Raw genomic sequence first — 15,368 nt, 5'->3', positions numbered from 1 at the left:
TCCGTTTGGAGTGCTACAACATTAAACGGACCCCGGTCCGATTATTGTCGCCGTGTTTCAGCCCTGGGAGTTTTCGCATGTCTGTTCGCATCCTCGCGCTCGTCGGCAGCCTCCGTGCCGGTTCGCACAACCGTCAGCTCGCCGAGGCGGCCGTCAAGCTCGCCCCGGAGGGCGCCGACGTCGACCTCTTCGAGGGCCTGGCCGAGATCCCGTTCTACAACGAGGACCTCGACGTCGAGGGCAGCGTCCCGGCTCCGGCCGCCAAGCTGCGCGAGGCCGCCCAGGCCTCCGACGCCTTCCTGTTCTTCTCCCCCGAGTACAACGGCACCATCCCGGCCGTCCTCAAGAACGCCATCGACTGGCTGTCGCGTCCCTACGGCGCCGGCGCCTTCGCCGGCAAGCCGGTCGCCGTGGTCGGCACCGCCTTCGGCCAGTACGGCGGCGTCTGGGCCCAGGACGAGACCCGCAAGTCCGTCGGCATCGCCGGCGGCAAGGTCCTGGAGGACGTCAAGCTCTCCATCCCCGGCTCCGTCGTCCGCTTCGCCGAGACCCACCCGGCCGACGACGCCGAGGTCGCCGCGCAGCTCTCCGAGGTCGTCGCCCGTCTGCACACCCACGCCGACGAGACCGCCGCCGCCTGACCCACGGCACCGGACGCGGCAGAGGGGCCGGAGCGTTCGCTCCGGCCCCTCCCGCACGCTCTCAGCCGGAGTGAAGGACCCGGAAGCGGTCCGGTCGGGCCGGATCCCGGTCGACGACCTGGACCGGCGGCCCGGCCCACTGCCACACGCCGATGCCGGGGGTGCGGGAGAACCGGATCGTCCCGCGGGTGCCCTCGACCGCGACGCGCGGCCAGGCTTCCGCGATGCGCGCCCGGTCCGCGCCGTGAGAACGCAGCACCTCGGCGAGGACGGCGATCGTGTCGTAGCCCTCGAAGGCGACGAACGACGGCGCCGCGGCCAGCCGCTCCCGCAGGGCCGTCTCGACCCGTGCGCCGAGGGGACCGAACCGCTCGGGCAGGTATCGGAGGAAGGGGATCGCGGCGCCGTCGTCGCCCAACTCCGCCGCCCATGAGGCGAGTTCCGGCTGCCCGGCCGGGGCACCGATCAGGAGGTCGGCCAGGCGCGGGTCGCGACGGACTGACCGGACGATCGACACAGCCGGCTCCGGATGACCGGCCAGCAGAAGCAGGGCGGTCGCGCCGTTCTCGGCGAGTGCGTCGCACACGGCCGTGGGGGTGAGCGCGGACGCGTCGAGTTCTACGACGGTGCCGCCGTGTGCGGCGAGGTGGTCCCGCAGGATGCGGGTCCCGGTCGCCCAGTAGACGCTCGGCTGGGCCGCCACGGCGATGCCGCGGTGGCCCGCGTCCAGGAGGAAGTCCGCGTAGCTCCGCCAGCCGCGCGACTGCGGCGGGGAGAGACGCGCGACCCATGGCGTCGGCTGTTCGGTCAGCGCGTCGAGCACCGCCGACGAACACAGGTACGGCAGTCCGAGCGCGTCCGCCCTGGAGGCCGCGGCACGGGCGACCACGCTGTGGTACTCCCCCACCAGGGCGGCCACGCCCAGGTGGGCCAGTTCGTCCACGGCCGCCGCGGCCCGCTCCGGATCGGCCGCGGTGTCCCGGACCACCAGGTCGAGCGGTCTGCCGTCGATCCCGCCGGTGTCATTGACTTCGCCGACGGCCAGTTCCAGTCCGGCGAGCAGGTGGTGGCCCGCCTCGACCCAGCCGGGCCGGGTCAGGGGCGCGAGGGCGCCGATCCGGACGGCCGATCCGGCGGTCCGCTCCGCTCCGGGCGGCGAGGGTGGCGTACGCATGCCGGACATTGCATCCGCAGCGATCACTCCCCGGCAAGCGGTTATGTGTCCGCCGAACCGCCCTGCCGCACGAAACCTCCCTCGGGCAGCCGCGTCACGCCACGGCCGTGGCCGCCAGTCCGCGCAGTTCCTCCAGCGCCGCCTCCACCGCCGGCCGGTTCCGGCCGCCCCTGCGCGTGCAGGTGAGCAGCTTGCGGTGCGGGTTCCCCGAGCACCGCACCCGCACGATGGGCAGATGGGGCGTCAACTGCGCCAACCGCGGGACCAGGGCGACCCCCAGACCGTGGGCCACCAGGTGGGCCGTGACATTCCAGTCCAGCGCGTGGTGCACCACATCGGGACTGAACCCCGCCTCCCCGCACGCCGACAGCACATGCGGACGGCACGGACTGTCCGGCACCGGCGCGATCCACGCCTCCCGCGCCGCGTCGGCCAGCCCCACCCGCTCCCGGCCCGCCAGCCGATGCCCCTCGGGTACGACGAGGTCGAAAGGATCGTCCAGCAACGGCTGCTGGTCGAAGCGCGCGTCACTCAGCGGTGGATTGTGCGGCGTGGCCTCCACCACCGCGAGATCGACCTCCCCCTCAAACAGCAGATCGAAGCTCTCCGGCACCCCCGACTCCTGGATCCGCACGGCGAGCCGCGCGTACCGCTCCCGCAGCCGCACCGCCATGGGCGCCAGCAGCACCGAGATGGCCACCGGGAATCCGCACACCCGCAGCGGCCCGCCCGGCTCCCCCCGGTCGGCCCGGAGATCGAGCTCCGCCTGCTCCCACCGCGCCTGGATCGCATCGGCATGCGCCAGCAGGCTCTCGGCGGCGGGGGTGAGCCGCACGCCCCGCCCCTGCGGTTCGAGCAGGTCCACCTCCAGATCCCGGGCCAGCTGCCGGATCTGCTGGGACGCGGCGGAGGTCGTGAAGTGCAGGGCACGGGCCGCGGCGGTGACCGTTCCGTAGTGAGCCACCGCCCGCAGAACATGAAGCCGACGCAGGTCAATCATGAAGCCCACGCTTCAAGGTGAGGTCCACAAAGTCAACCTGGACGTGCATGAACCTTCCGACGCACCCTGGCTGTGTCGCGACGGTCAGCCATCCACAACCCGGCACGAGGAGTCACCATGACCAGCACGACCGGCACCACCGGCGACGCCTGCCCGCACTGCGGCCGGCCGGACGGTGCCGAGCCCTTCCAGGTGGTGTCCCGGCACTGCACGGCGGCGGGACGCACGGTCTGGACCCGGTGCGGCTGCGGCTCGTTGCAGATCAGGACGATCGACGAACGGGGGATGCGGATCGTCTCCCGCAGCCGCCCCGCCGCCACCCGGCCCCGTCAGTCGAGCTCGGCCAGCCGCTGAACGACGGGCGCGGCGGACCGCTCGATCCAGGCGGCCGGCTCGCCGACGCTCGGCGAGAGGATCACGGTGTCGATGCCGAGCTTGGTGTACCGGCCCACGTCCCGCACGAAGGCGTCGAAGTCGCCTTCGGTGAGCGCCTCGCCCGAGTGCAGCACGGTCTTGCGGATCTCGTCGTAGTCCCGCCCTTCCGTCTCACAGTGGCCGCGCAGGACGTCGAGCTTGTGCGTGATCTCTTCCGGAGTCGTGGCGAACAGGTTGCAGGCATCGCCGTACCTGGCCACGAACCGCAGCGTCTTGCGCTCCCCGCCGCCCCCGATCATGATCTCGGGCCGCGGGCTGCTCACCGGCGCGGGCACGCACAGCGTCTCGGCGAGGCGGTAGTGGGTGCCCTCGAAGGGGCCGTTGTCCTGCGGGTCCCACATCTGGAGGCAGATCCGCAGGGTCTCCTCCAGCCGTTCGAAGCGCTCGGCGACCGGCGGGAACGCCACCCCGAGTCCTTCGTGCTCACGGTCGTACCAGGCGGCCCCGATGCCGAGGGTGGCCCGGCCTCCGGAGAGCACGTCGAGTGAGGTGACGATCTTGGCGAGGAGGCCGGGGTGCCGGTAGGTCACCCCGGTCACCAGGGCGCCGAGCCGGATCGTGGAGGTGTGCGCGGCGAGGAAGCCGAGGGTCGTGTAGGCCTCCAGCATGGGGTCCTCGGCGCCGCCGTTGAACTCCATCTGGAAGTAGTGGTCCATGACGGACAGCCAGCTCACGCCCGCGGCCTCGGCGGCGGCACCCGCCGCGGCGAGTTCCACGCCGAGCGCGGGTCCGCCTCCGCTGTGGTCGAACCGGTTGATGTGTACGCCCACCCGCATGTCCGTCTCCGTTCACGGGATTCGTCGCCGACGCCGGTGACGCTAGACGTTCGAGCGCTCTCGAAGTCAAGCGTCCCCCGTCCGCGGCACGCAGACGCCGCGGGCGGGGGACGCCACGAAAGAGACGAGGAGCGTTACAGCGCCCGCTCCGCCTCGGCGGCCTCCTGCTTCTTGGAGGCCCGCAGGCTGGTGATCGTGGTGATGGCCAGCACCAGCACGATGAAGCCGAGGGAGACCGGGATGCTGATCTCCGGGACATGGACACCGGACTCGTGCAGCGCGTGCAGGACCAGCTTGACGCCGATGAACCCGAGGATGATCGACAGGCCGTAGCTGAGGTGGACCAGCTTCCTCAGCAGTCCGCCGATGAGGAAGTACAGCTGGCGCAGACCCATCAGCGCGAACGCGTTGGCGGTGAACACGATGTACGGGTCCTGCGTCAGACCGTAGATGGCGGGAATGGAGTCGAGCGCGAACAGGACGTCCGTGGAGCCGATCGCGAGCATCACGACCAGCATCGGGGTCATGATCCGCTTGCCGTTCTCCTCGATCCACAGCTTGGTGCCGTGGTAGCGGTCGGCCACCCCGAAGCGCTTCTCGACCATCTTCAGGAGCTTGTTCTCCTCGTACTCCTCCTCGTGTGCCCCCTTGCGGGCGTCCTGGACCAGCTTCCACGCGGTCCAGATCAGGAAGGCGCCGAAGATGTAGAAGACCCACGAGAAGGTGGAGATGATCGCGGCGCCGGCGGCGATGAAGGCGGCGCGCAGCACCAGCGCCATGATCACGCCGACCATCAGCACGCGCTGCTGGTACTGGGTCGGGACCGCGAACTTCCCCATGATCAGGACGAAGACGAAGAGGTTGTCGACGCTCAGGGACTTCTCGGTGATGTACCCGGCGAAGAACTCACCGGTGGGCTTGGCACCGCCGAAGACGAGCAGCCCGACGCCGAAGAGACAGGCCAGGACGACCCAGACGACGGTCCAGATCCCGGCCTCTCTGATCGAGACGTCATGGGGTTTTCTGCCGATGAAGAAATCCACGGCGACGAGGGCGCACAGGGCTGCGATGGTCAGCAGCCAGACGCTGAGAGAGACGTTCACTGGTACTCCTGATGCATGGGGGGCATCGACAGCGTGGTCAGGACATCAGATCACTTCCACCTACGACAGGTGAAGAACGGGTCATGTCCTGGTAAAAAACAGCAGGTCATCGGGATGTCCGGCCGGAAACGACGGGGCGCCACCCGCCGGACGGCGGGCAGGTTCCGCCGTCCGGCGGCGCCCCGGACGGCCGTCGCCCGGCGGAACATGACGTCACGAGCCGCCGCACCTGTGTGTGAGGAGATGCCATGAGTCACGTCCCGCCCCCGTTCGACCCGGAGCTGGCCGCCACCCTGGAACTGATCAAGGAGGTCATCTCGCCCGGCCTGACGATGGACGACATCGACGTCGTCCGGCAGGGGCCGGGCATCGAGATGCTGGCCGAGCTGGACCTGACCGTGGGCGGGTTCTTCGAGATCGAGGACCGCACGGTCGCCGGGCCCGAGGGCGCCCCCGACATCTCCCTCCTGATCGCCCGCCCGGCCGGCCCGGAAACGCAGGGCCCGTTGCCGGTCGTGTACCACGTGCACGGCGGCGGCATGATCCTCGGCAACAACCGGGTGGGCGTGGACGGTCCGCTGGCCTGGGCGAAGGAACTGGGCGCCGTCGTGGTGTCGGTGGAGTACCGGCTGGCGCCGGAGCAGCCGTATCCCGCCGGGATCGAGGATGTGTACGCCGGTCTGGTGTGGACCGCGGAGCACGCCAAGGAGATCGGTGGCGACCCGGAGCGGATCGTCCTCGCGGGGGCCAGCGCGGGCGGGGGCCTCAGTGCGGCACTGGCCCTGCTCACCCGGGACCGCGGCGGTCCCCGTCCGATCGGCCAGCTGCTGATGTGCCCGATGCTGGACGACCGCAACGAGAGCGTCTCCTGCCACCAGATGGCGGGCCTCGGCGTCTGGGACCGTACGGCGAACGAGACCGGCTGGACGGCCCTGCTCGGCGAGGCACGCGGCGGCCCGGACGTGCCCGCGTACGCGGCACCGGCCCGCGCCGAGGACCTCTCCGGGCTGCCGCCCGCCTTCCTGGACGTCGGCTCGGCGGAGACCTTCCGCGACGAGGTCGTCGCCTACGCCTCCCGCATCTGGCAGGCCGGCGGCGTGGCCGAACTCCACGTCTGGCCCGGCGGCTTCCACGGCTTCGACGGCTTCGCCCCTCAAGCCGCCCTCTCCCAGGCGGCCCGCACCGCCCAACTGGAGTGGCTGCGCAGGCTGCTGGCCTGATGTCCGTCGTACGAGGGTGGGCGGGGCGGGGGCGCGGCGTGGCGTCGGGGCCGGCAGGGGGTGCGACAGGCTGAGCCAGTCCCACGGCTGCGGAGCCCCGAGGCGGCCCTCCTCAGCCCCGGCGCCGGCCGAGGCGTCCCTCGGGACCCGGACAGGGCGCCAAGGCGGAGCCTCTCCCGCGGGACACAGACGGGCAAGCCCCCCGACGCCGCCACCCCCGGTCCCGAAGGAGCCGAGCCGGGGAGCTCCCCCTCCGACCCCAGACGGGCGGGGCCGGAGCTCTCCCTCGGGACCGGCGCCGTCGCTCGCGCTTTCTCCCGCACCGCCTCCGCCGCTTCGCCGGGCTCCCCGGATCGCAGCGGATGGCGCACCATGGGGGTATGAAAGAGCTGGCCGGGCGTCTGACCGCGCTGGATCCGGACGCCGGTGCCGCCGTCCAGGTCATCGCCTACTTCGACCGACTGGCCGAGTCCCGGGCCGGCCTGGAGGCGCTGGTGCGCGGGGCGGCGGTGCTGGCCGGGGTGCCCGCCCGGCTGGCCGACGCGGAGCGTCGGGTGCGGGTTCGCATCGAGGCGGACGGCACGCGCCGCGACTCGGACGTACCGCCGGACGCCGCCTGGCCGTGCGCGGCGCTGGCCCCGGGCGGTGCCCCGGCACTGTGGCTGGAGCGCTCGGAGGCGGCACCGAGTGTGGTGGACGCGGTGATCCTGGAGCGGGCCGCCGGCGCCGTACGTCTGGTGCTGGACCGCACTCGGGGCCGGGCGCCCGCCGACGACCCGGCGCTGGTGGAGACGGTGCTGGACGCCACGGCTCCGGAGGCGGCGCGACTGCACGCGGCGCGCCGGCTGGGCCTGGACGTCGCCGCTCCGGCGCGCGTCCTGGCCCTGCGGGAGGGCCGTCCCCGGATCGTCCCCGCCGACGCCGAACCGCCCGCCGGACGCCTCGGCGTCGGTCCGGCCGTACCGGTGCTCGACCTGCCTGATTCCTGGGCCGCGGCGCGGACAGCGCTGCGTTTCACGGCGGAGGGCACCGCGCGGGACCCTGGACCGCGGGTGGTGCGTGCCGAGGAGTTGGGCGGCGTCGCCCTCCTGGGCGAACTCGTCGCTCCGGGCGCCGAACCGCCGCCGGACGTCCAGGTCCTGGAGTCGGCCGCAGCGACCACGCCCTGGCTGTTGGCCACCCTGTACGCCGTGGCCTCGACGGCGAGCCTGCGCGCGGCGGCCACCGAGGTCAACGTCCACCACTCCACGCTCCAGGACCGCCTGGCCCACGCCGAGCACCTCCTCGGCTGGCCCCTGCGCACCCCTCAGGGCCGCCTCCGCCTCCACCTGGCGCTGACGATGCGGCATCTGGCGCGGCCATAGCCGCCAGGGCCGTCACTCGTCGAGTTCCTCGGCCGGCACCCACAGTTCCTGGATCGCCTGCCTGCCTGCTGGATGGGGTACCGGGCGAGGAACTCCGTGTCGACTTCGAAGCGGGTGACGAAACCGGCCGGTCATGTCGGAGTCCCCCACTGATCGCTGCACCCACCCACATTACTTGCACACGCCCTATATGTGCGCGCGCTGGAAATTTCACCGATACCCTATCCTGGAGGACGTCACCTCGGGACGGAGGAGCAGCCCCCATGACCGCCACAGACCCCGCACTCACCGCCCTCGCGCAGGGCTGGTGCGCGCTGTCCCTGCTGCACGGCAGGATCGAGGCCCACATCGAGCGGGCTCTTCAGGCGAAGCACGACCTGAGTGTGCGCGAGTACTCGCTGCTGGACGTGCTGAGCCGTCAGCACGACGGGCCGGGCGGTCACCTTCAGATGAAGCAGGTCGCCGACGCGGTGGTGCTGAGCCAGAGCGCCACGACCCGGCTGGTGACCCGCCTGGAGGACCGCGGACTGCTCTCCCGCTACCTGTGCCCCACGGACCGCCGCGGCATCTACACCGACGTGACCGAGGCGGGCCTCGACCTGCTCAAGGAGGCCCGCCCCACCAACGAGGCCGCGCTGCGCGAGGCCCTCGACCATGCCGCGCTCAACCCCGAACTGGCGCCGCTCGTCCGGGCGGTGGAGACGCTCCGCGTTCCCGCCTGAGCCCCGGGGAACACAGCCCCGGGACACGGAGACGGCCCTCAGCGCTCCCCGACCGTCAGGACCAGCTTCCCCCGGGTGTGGCCCTCGCGGCTGAGGCGCCAGGCCTCCGCGGCCTCGGCGAGAGGCAGCACCCGGTCGATGGCGACGGACAGCCGTCCCTGGTCGGCCAGTTCGGCCAGCGCCGTGAGGTCGACCGGATCGGGGCGCAGCCAGACATACTTGCCGCCCTTCTCGGCGGCCTCCGGGTCGACGACGGACGCCAGGCGGTCGGGGCTCTTCAGGACCTGCCGTGAGACCTCCACCGCTCCCTCGCCCACGAAGTCGAAGGCCGCGTCGACGCCGTCGGGTGCGAGCGCGCGGACGCGGTCGACGAGTCCGTCGCCGTAGGTCACGGGCTCCGCGCCGAGGCCGCGCACGAAGTCGTGGTTGCGCTCGCTCGCGGTGCCGATGACACGCGCACCCAGCGCGGCGGCGATCTGCACGGCGAACATGCCGACCCCGCCGGCCGCTGCGTGGACCAGGACGGTCTGGCCGGCCTCGACGCCGACGCGCTTGATGCACTGGTAGGCGGTGAGTCCGGCGAGCGGCACTCCGGCGGCCTCCTCCCAGCTGAGGGAGGCCGGCTTGTGGGCGATCATGCGGACGTGGGCGGCGGCGAACTCGGCGTAGGAGCCGAGTTGCACCCAGTCCTTGCGGATGTAGCCGAACACCTCGTCGCCGGGCGCGAACTCCTCGACGTCCAGACCGACCCCTTCGACGACTCCGGCCACGTCCCAGCCCGGGATCAGTGGGAAGTGGGCCTCCATGATGGGGTCGAGATACCCCTCGCCGATCTTCCAGTCCACCGGGTTCACCCCGGCCGCCTTCACTCGGATGAGGACCTCCCCCGGAGCCACCTTGGGCTCGGGGTGGTCCACCAGCTTCAGGTCCTGTCCGTACTGATGCAGTGCGATGGCCTTCATGCCCCCCATGCAATCACATGCCGAACGCCGGCACCGATCAGCCGCGGGCTCGGGAAACGTACAGGTCAGGGGCCAGGCCCTACCGTTGACAGCCGCTCCGGCCCGCCCGTACAAATGGGCCCCATGAGCCTCCCGCAACGGCCTTTGTCCGGGATCACGGTGGTCAGCCTGGAGCAGGCCGTGGCCGCGCCCTTCGCCACCCGGCAGCTCGCCGATCTCGGCGCCCGGGTGATCAAGGTGGAGCGGCCGGGCGAGGGCGACTTCGCACGCCGCTACGACACGACCGTGCACGGCCACTCCAGCTATTTCGTCTGGCTGAACCGCTCCAAGGAGTCGCTCACCCTCGATCTGAAGGACCCGCGGGGCCGCGAGGTACTCCACCAACTCCTCGGCGGCGCGGACGTGTTCGTGCAGAACCTCGCGCCGGGCGCGGCCGACCGCCTCGGCCTGGACGTCGAGGCGCTCACCGGCCGCTACCCGCGGCTGATCCCGTGCACCATCTCCGGGTACGGCACGTCCGGACCGTGGGCCGACCGCAAGGCATACGACCTGCTGGTGCAGTGCCAGACCGGCCTGGTGTCGCTGACCGGGACGGCCGAGGAGACCGCGCGGGCCGGGATCTCGGTCGCCGACATCGCCGCCGGGATGTACGCCTACAGCGGCATCCTCACGGCACTCTTCACCCGGGCCACCACGGGCACGGCGCACCCGGTGGAGGTCTCCCTCTTCGAGGCGCTGGCGGAGTGGATGGGCCAGCCCGCCTACTACACCGAGCACGGCGGGACCCAGCCGCCACGGCTGGGTGCTCAGCACGCCACGATCGCGCCGTACGGCACCTTCACGGCCGCCGACGGACAGGACGTGCTCTTCTCCATCCAGAACGAGCGCGAGTGGGCCGTCCTGTGCGCCGACTTCCTGGGCCGGCCCGAGCTGACCGACGATCCGCGTTTCGCGACCGGCTCCGCCCGGGTCGCCCACCGCGACGAGGTCAACGCCGTCGTCGCGGAGCGCGTCGCCCGCTCCGACGCCACCGAGATCCTCAAGGATCTGGAGGGCATCGGCATCGCCTGTGCCGGGGTCAACGACGTCGCCGCGTTCCTGGACCACCCGGTGCTGGCCGCGCGTGACCGCTGGCAGGACGTGGCCGTCCCCGGCGGGGCCATGGTGCGGGCACTGCTGCCGCCGGCCGATCTGGCGGGTCTGCCGGCGCGCATGGGCCCGGTGCCGGCGGTGGGCGAGCACACCGAGGCGATCCTCGGGGAACTCGGCCGCGACGCCACCGACATCGCGGCGCTGCGCGCCGACGCGGTGATCTGAGCGGGCGGCGCTCAGCCGCCGGCCATGTCCGCCGGGACCGCCAGGTCGCGGTGGCCGAGCAAACGGGTCAGCGCCGCCGGGTCCTGCCCGGCGCATGCTTCGGCCACCGCGTCGAGGAGGTCGTCGTACTCGGGTCCGGTCAGGCCGTCGTAGGCCTCGGTCATCCGGCCCCACTCGTCCCAGGGCAGCATCTCCCGGCCGCCCAGTGCCGCGAGGTCGCGGACGGTGTTGCCGCTGATCTCGGCGGGCCCCCAGGCATGGTCGGTGCCGGGGACGCCGAAGGTCTGCGGGTCGATCAGACCGGCGCGGTACCGCGTCCAGGCCTCGCCACCGGTCAGGAACTCGCCGGGCGCCAGGTCCTCGGGGTGCTCGACGTGGTCCTTGTCCAGATGCTCCACGTCGACGCGCACCCAGCGCCGCTCCTCGGACTTCCAGTACTCGGTGATCCAGTGGTCGAACCCGCGCCCCGCCTCGAAGTAGGTGCCGAAGCCGCAGCGCGCCCGGGCGGGTATCCCCCGCGCCCGCAGCAGCGCGCAGGCGAGGATCGCCCAGTGACGGCAGGTGCCCACCACTCTCTCCTCCGGTGTCCGCGTCCGGTGCAGCGGGGCGGGGTCGAGTGCCGTGAGCCTGTCCACCAGGTCGCTCGCCGGGCGGATGTTCCGCTCCGCCATCCGCTCCTCGGGGATGCCGAGCGGGACGGCGTCGAACGGCTGGATGAACAGGCTGTGCACGGCGGCGCAGATGCCGACCGGGTCGTCCGGCAGGCCGTCCATGGTCGCCGACTGCTCGGCGCGGAACCGGGTGAACGGCCCCGGACGGGAGTGGTCGAGCAGGTCTTCGGTCATGGTGGGCATGCTAGGCGGCGGGTCTGACAGTGCCCCCTCCCTGCGGTGACTCCGCCTACCAGGGAAGCGGGCCCGCGGCGTCGACGTAGGTGCCGGTCGGTCCGTCGGGGCCCGCCTGGGCCATGCGGACGATGATCTCGGCGCCCTGCTCGACGGTCTGGACGCCCGTCCTGCCGTTGAGGTCGGTCGCGGTGAACCCGGGCTCCACGGCGTTGATCCGCAGCTGCGGGAACGCCTTCGCGTACTGCACGGTGAGCGCGTTGACCGTGGTCTTCGAGGCCGGGTAGGCGACGCCGGGATAGGCGTAGCCGGGGTGGTCCGGGTCGGAGAGCCTGGTCAGTGAGCCGAGGCCGCTGCCGACGTTGACCACGACCGGCGCGGCCGAGCGGCGCAGCAGCGGCAGGAACGCGTGGGTGACCCGGACCAGGCCGAAGACGTTGGTGTCGAACACCGTCCGCATCTGGTCCGCGGTGAGGTCGGCGGCCCCGGGCACGCTGTTGTCCTCGCCGCGCAGTTCGATACCGGCGTTGTTGACCAGCACGTCCAGCCCGCCGTCGGCCTCGACGGTCTTGGCGGCGGCCTGGACGGAGGCGTCGTCGGTGACGTCCAGCTGGACGAACCGGGCGCCGAGTTGCTCGGCGGCGAGACGTCCGCGTGCGGTGTCCCGGGCGCCGATGTACACGGTGTGGCCCGCGGCGACGAGCTGTCGGGCGGCCTCGAATCCGAGGCCCTTGTTCGCTCCGGTGATCAGTGTCGTTGTCATGCCTCCACGTTCCCGCCGGGCCGTCCGGTCAGCCAGGATCCCCTCCTTCCTGGGACTACGAGTACCAGGCGCCCGGTGCCGGAACGGTGTTCACTGGGGAGCATGACGGCGACGGAACTCGGACAGGCGCTCAGACGCTGGCGCGACCGGGTCTCCCCCGACTCGGCCGGAATGCCCGTCGGCGGACAGCGGCGGGCCGCCGGACTGCGGCGGGAGGAACTGGCCCTGCTGGCGGGGATCTCGGTGGACTACGTCACCCGCCTCGAACAGGGCCGGGCGGCCAATCCGTCCCTCCAGGTCGTGGAGGCCCTGGCCCGCGCGCTGCGGCTGTCGGGGGACGAGCGGGCGCACCTGTTCCGGCTGGCCGGACTGGCCCGGCCGGGTCCCGACACCGTGCCCGGGTACATCACGCCCAGCGTCCAACGGCTGCTGGACCGGCTGGTGGGCACACCCGTCGGGGTCTCCGACGCCGCCATGACGCTGCTCGTGGCCAACCCGATGTACGCGGCGCTGATGGGCGACCAGTCGAGCCTGCGCGGCTTCCAACGCAACGGTGTCTGGCGGAACTTCACCGGCGCCCACACCCGGGCCCGGCACACCCCCGAGCAGCGGCGTGCCTTCGAGATCGGCATGGTCGGCGAGCTGCGCACGACCCTCGGGCGCTATCCCGGCGACGGCCGGCTGCGGCGTCTGGTAGCGGAGTTGCGCACCAGGAGCGAACGGTTCGCCGGGCTGTGGGACGCGGGTGTGGTCGGCCGGCTGGAGGCCTCCCGGAAGACCATCGAGCATCCGCAGGTGGGTCTGCTGACGCTGGACTGCGATCTGCTCAGGGTGGAGGGCAACGACCTGCACATCCTGGTGTATTCGGCCGAGCCGGGCACCGAGGACGCCGAGAAGCTGGAACTGATCTCGGTCCTCGGCACCCAGTCGCTCGCCGTGCGAGCCCCCTAGGGCTGTTCCGCTCCTTGGTGCTGTTCCTCCGTGAGGACCTTGACGTCCCAGGGGCCGAGCGGCACTTCCTCGGTGTACGCCGTGTCCGACAGCGCGTCCCGGACCGGCCGCGGGACGGGGACGGAGACCGGTTCCCAGGACCAGTTGTGCAGGAAGCGGACGCGGCGGCCGTCCCGGGAGGTGGCCGAAGTGGCGGTGACGCTCGGGTGGTCCGGCCGCCAGGTGCCGTCCGTCGGGGTCGCCCAGCGCAACAGGGCCGCCGCGAACTCCGGGTCCGGGACCGTGCCGACGTAGGTGACGCGTCCGGCGCCGTGGCGGTGCGTGGTGGCGGCGGGCCAGCGGCCGAAGTGGGGGTGTTCGTAGGCGGCCACCGCCTCGGCGCCTCGTGGCCGGAGGCCGTCGGCCCAGTGCAGGGCCCGTGCCCCGGGCGGCAGGGGCAGGGTGTCCGTGCCGGTCACCGTCAGCGGGGTGCTCAGGTTGCTGAACTCGTCGTAGGTCACGCCCGCCGCCTCGGCCAGCCGGGCGGGCTGGGCGTCGGTGCGGGCCCTGGCCTCGGTGTCGCCGTAGCCCGTGCGCGGGCCCAAGACCAGGTGGCCGCCCGCCTCGGCGTAGGCCGTGAGTCGGTCGAGGGTCTCGTCGTCGGCGGCGTAGTAGGCCGGCACGACCAGCGCCGACGGCAGGTCGTCTGAGGGTAGTTGGCCGGGGTGGAGGACGCGTGCCTGGAGACCGGCGTCGAAGGCGCCCCGGTAGAAGGCGTCGAAGACCCTCTCGTACGACCGCCCGTCCGGGCCCCCGTCGGCGGTGGCCAGCGGCGGCTGGGCCTGGAGCGCCCACTTGCTGGGGGCGTCGTAGAGGAAGGCGACGTCGGCGTCCGGGGTGAGGGATGCGACCAGGTCGCCCGCTTTCTCCAACTCCGCTCCCAGTGCGGCGAGTTCGCGGTAGACGCGGCCGGGGCGGCCGTGGTGGGGGAGGATGCCGCCCCAGTAGGTCTCGGCGCCGAAGTGCAGGGTGTGCCAGTGCCAGTACTCGATCATCGAGGCGCCGCGGGAGACCAGGGCCCAGGCGGCCTGGCGCCACTGGCCGTCGTAGGCCGGCCGGTTGTCCCACGGATATCCGATGGCCTGCGCGTTGGTCTCGGTGACCAGGAAGGGTTCCTGGCGGGAGGAGTACATGCGGTCGGCGCTGCGGTACAGCGCCCAGGTGCCGTTGGTCGTCCAGTTCTGCCCGGCCGCGCCTTTGTCGGGGAGTTCGAGGGCGTCCTGCATCGTGTAGTACGGGTTGCCGGCTGTGACGTCGAGCCGCTCGGTCAGGTGGTCGTCCTCGACGCCGGGACGGTCGTAGGAGATGCAGGTGGTGACGAACTGGCCGGGGTGGGCGTACTCGCGGACGATGTCCGCCTGCCAGGTGATGAACTCGGTGACCAGACGGGCCTGGAAGCGCCGCCAGGCCAGGTCGTACTGCGGCTGGACGTTGCCGTCGGGCCGCCACAGGTCGGCCCAGGTGGACAGCCGGTGCGACCAGTAGACCAGGCCCCACTCACGATTGAGGGTCTCCACATCCCCGTACCGGTCGCGGAGTTCGTCGGTGAAACGCTGGAACACGCCGTGGTTGTGCAGGAGATGCAGGCCCGGTTCGTTGTCGACCTGGAAGCCGATCACGGCCGGGTGGCCCGCGTACCGGGCGACGATCCTGCGGATGATCCGCTCGGCGTGGAAGCGGAACGCCGGGTGGGTGAGGTCCACCTCCTGCCGGGCGCCCCAGCCGATGCGCTCGCCGGTGCGCGTCTCCCCCGTGATCTCCGGGTACTGCCGGGCCAGCCACGGCGGTACGGCGTACGTCGGTGTCCCGAGGATCACCGAGATGCCCCGCTCGTGGGCGCCGTCCAGGACGGGCTGGAGCCAGTCGAGGTCGAAGCGGCCGCTCGTAGGCTCCCAGGTGGACCACACGGACTCGCCGACCCGGATCACGCTGAAGCGGGCCTCGGCCATCAGGTCGAGGTCGTCCTTGAGACGCTCCCGCGGCTGGTATTCGTGGTAGTAGGCCGCGCCGAACAGGACCCGGGGTGGAAGCTCGAACATCCTTCTCCAATACGATG

Annotated in this window: 15 protein-coding genes; 7 read left to right on the top strand and 8 right to left on the bottom strand. The window is 72.1% G+C overall.

The window, feature by feature from the left end; genetic code table 11:
* Positions 1–77: 77 nt before the first annotated feature.
* The gene (locus SLINC_RS40035) at positions 78–641 is read left to right on the top strand and encodes an NAD(P)H-dependent oxidoreductase (RefSeq protein ID WP_067443322.1); all 564 of its coding nucleotides are present in this window, start codon (positions 78–80) and stop codon (positions 639–641) included.
* A 61-nt stretch (positions 642–702) separates the two neighbouring features.
* On the opposite strand, the gene SLINC_RS40030 is transcribed toward SLINC_RS40035, so the two are convergent.
* Together SLINC_RS40030 and SLINC_RS40025 are read right to left on the bottom strand one after the other, a co-directional pair.
* Positions 703–1,815 (bottom strand): ABC transporter substrate-binding protein, encoded by a 1,113-nt coding sequence (locus tag SLINC_RS40030; protein ID WP_067446257.1) that lies wholly within the window; start codon positions 1,813–1,815, stop codon positions 703–705.
* A 94-nt stretch (positions 1,816–1,909) separates the two neighbouring features.
* Entirely contained in the window at positions 1,910–2,815 is a 906-nt protein-coding gene (locus SLINC_RS40025) for a LysR family transcriptional regulator (protein WP_067446253.1), read from the bottom strand.
* A gap of 117 nt (positions 2,816–2,932) precedes the next feature.
* Between SLINC_RS40025 and SLINC_RS40020 the strand changes: the two genes are divergently transcribed.
* Complete coding sequence (locus SLINC_RS40020) at positions 2,933–3,169, top strand: hypothetical protein (RefSeq protein WP_067443321.1); 237 nt, start codon at positions 2,933–2,935, stop codon at positions 3,167–3,169.
* Here SLINC_RS40020 and SLINC_RS40015 read toward each other — a convergent pair.
* Together SLINC_RS40015 and SLINC_RS40010 are read right to left on the bottom strand one after the other, a co-directional pair.
* Entirely contained in the window at positions 3,145–4,026 is an 882-nt protein-coding gene (locus tag SLINC_RS40015; protein ID WP_067443320.1) for an LLM class F420-dependent oxidoreductase, read from the bottom strand. The two genes, SLINC_RS40020 and SLINC_RS40015, sit on opposite strands and share 25 nt — an antisense overlap.
* A gap of 134 nt (positions 4,027–4,160) precedes the next feature.
* On the bottom strand, positions 4,161–5,129 hold the full coding sequence (locus SLINC_RS40010; protein WP_067443319.1) for a TerC family protein: 969 nt from the start codon (positions 5,127–5,129) through the stop codon (positions 4,161–4,163).
* A 248-nt stretch (positions 5,130–5,377) separates the two neighbouring features.
* On the opposite strand from SLINC_RS40010, the gene SLINC_RS40005 reads away from it, so the two are divergent.
* From SLINC_RS40005 to SLINC_RS39995, 3 genes are all read left to right on the top strand, one after another.
* Positions 5,378–6,349, top strand: coding sequence for an alpha/beta hydrolase (locus SLINC_RS40005; RefSeq protein WP_067443318.1), 972 nt, complete (start codon positions 5,378–5,380; stop codon positions 6,347–6,349).
* Positions 6,350–6,729: 380 nt separating this feature from the next.
* Entirely contained in the window at positions 6,730–7,713 is a 984-nt protein-coding gene (locus SLINC_RS40000) for a helix-turn-helix domain-containing protein (protein WP_067443317.1), read from the top strand.
* A gap of 263 nt (positions 7,714–7,976) precedes the next feature.
* Complete coding sequence (locus SLINC_RS39995; protein WP_067443316.1) at positions 7,977–8,435, top strand: MarR family winged helix-turn-helix transcriptional regulator; 459 nt, start codon at positions 7,977–7,979, stop codon at positions 8,433–8,435.
* Between the two features lie 38 nt (positions 8,436–8,473).
* Here SLINC_RS39995 and SLINC_RS39990 read toward each other — a convergent pair whose 3' ends face one another.
* The gene (locus SLINC_RS39990) at positions 8,474–9,397 is read right to left on the bottom strand and encodes an NADP-dependent oxidoreductase (protein WP_067443315.1); all 924 of its coding nucleotides are present in this window, start codon (positions 9,395–9,397) and stop codon (positions 8,474–8,476) included.
* A gap of 123 nt (positions 9,398–9,520) precedes the next feature.
* On the opposite strand from SLINC_RS39990, the gene SLINC_RS39985 reads away from it, so the two are divergent.
* Positions 9,521–10,714 carry a CaiB/BaiF CoA transferase family protein gene (locus tag SLINC_RS39985; RefSeq protein WP_067443314.1) on the top strand — a complete coding sequence of 398 codons (1,194 nt, stop codon included), beginning with the start codon at positions 9,521–9,523 and terminating at the stop codon, positions 10,712–10,714.
* A gap of 11 nt (positions 10,715–10,725) precedes the next feature.
* Here SLINC_RS39985 and SLINC_RS39980 read toward each other — a convergent pair whose 3' ends face one another.
* The gene (locus tag SLINC_RS39980) at positions 10,726–11,559 is read right to left on the bottom strand and encodes a transglutaminase-like domain-containing protein (protein WP_067446251.1); all 834 of its coding nucleotides are present in this window, start codon (positions 11,557–11,559) and stop codon (positions 10,726–10,728) included.
* A gap of 55 nt (positions 11,560–11,614) precedes the next feature.
* The gene (locus SLINC_RS39975) at positions 11,615–12,322 is read right to left on the bottom strand and encodes an SDR family oxidoreductase (RefSeq protein WP_067443313.1); all 708 of its coding nucleotides are present in this window, start codon (positions 12,320–12,322) and stop codon (positions 11,615–11,617) included.
* 102 nt (positions 12,323–12,424) lie between these two features.
* Here SLINC_RS39975 and SLINC_RS39970 point away from each other — a divergent pair, with 102 nt between their 5' ends.
* Positions 12,425–13,273 carry a helix-turn-helix transcriptional regulator gene (locus SLINC_RS39970; protein WP_067443312.1) on the top strand — a complete coding sequence of 283 codons (849 nt, stop codon included), beginning with the start codon at positions 12,425–12,427 and terminating at the stop codon, positions 13,271–13,273.
* Here SLINC_RS39970 and SLINC_RS39965 read toward each other — a convergent pair.
* Positions 13,270–15,351 carry a beta-galactosidase gene (locus SLINC_RS39965; RefSeq protein WP_067443311.1) on the bottom strand — a complete coding sequence of 694 codons (2,082 nt, stop codon included), beginning with the start codon at positions 15,349–15,351 and terminating at the stop codon, positions 13,270–13,272. The two genes, SLINC_RS39970 and SLINC_RS39965, sit on opposite strands and share 4 nt — an antisense overlap.
* Positions 15,352–15,368: the final 17 nt, after the last annotated feature.

It is taken from the genome of Streptomyces lincolnensis (assembly GCF_001685355.1).
In the GTDB taxonomy this organism is placed as follows: domain Bacteria; phylum Actinomycetota; class Actinomycetes; order Streptomycetales; family Streptomycetaceae; genus Streptomyces; species Streptomyces lincolnensis.
Note: the sequence above shows the minus strand (reverse complement) of the source record. Positions and strands in the feature narration are given on the sequence as shown.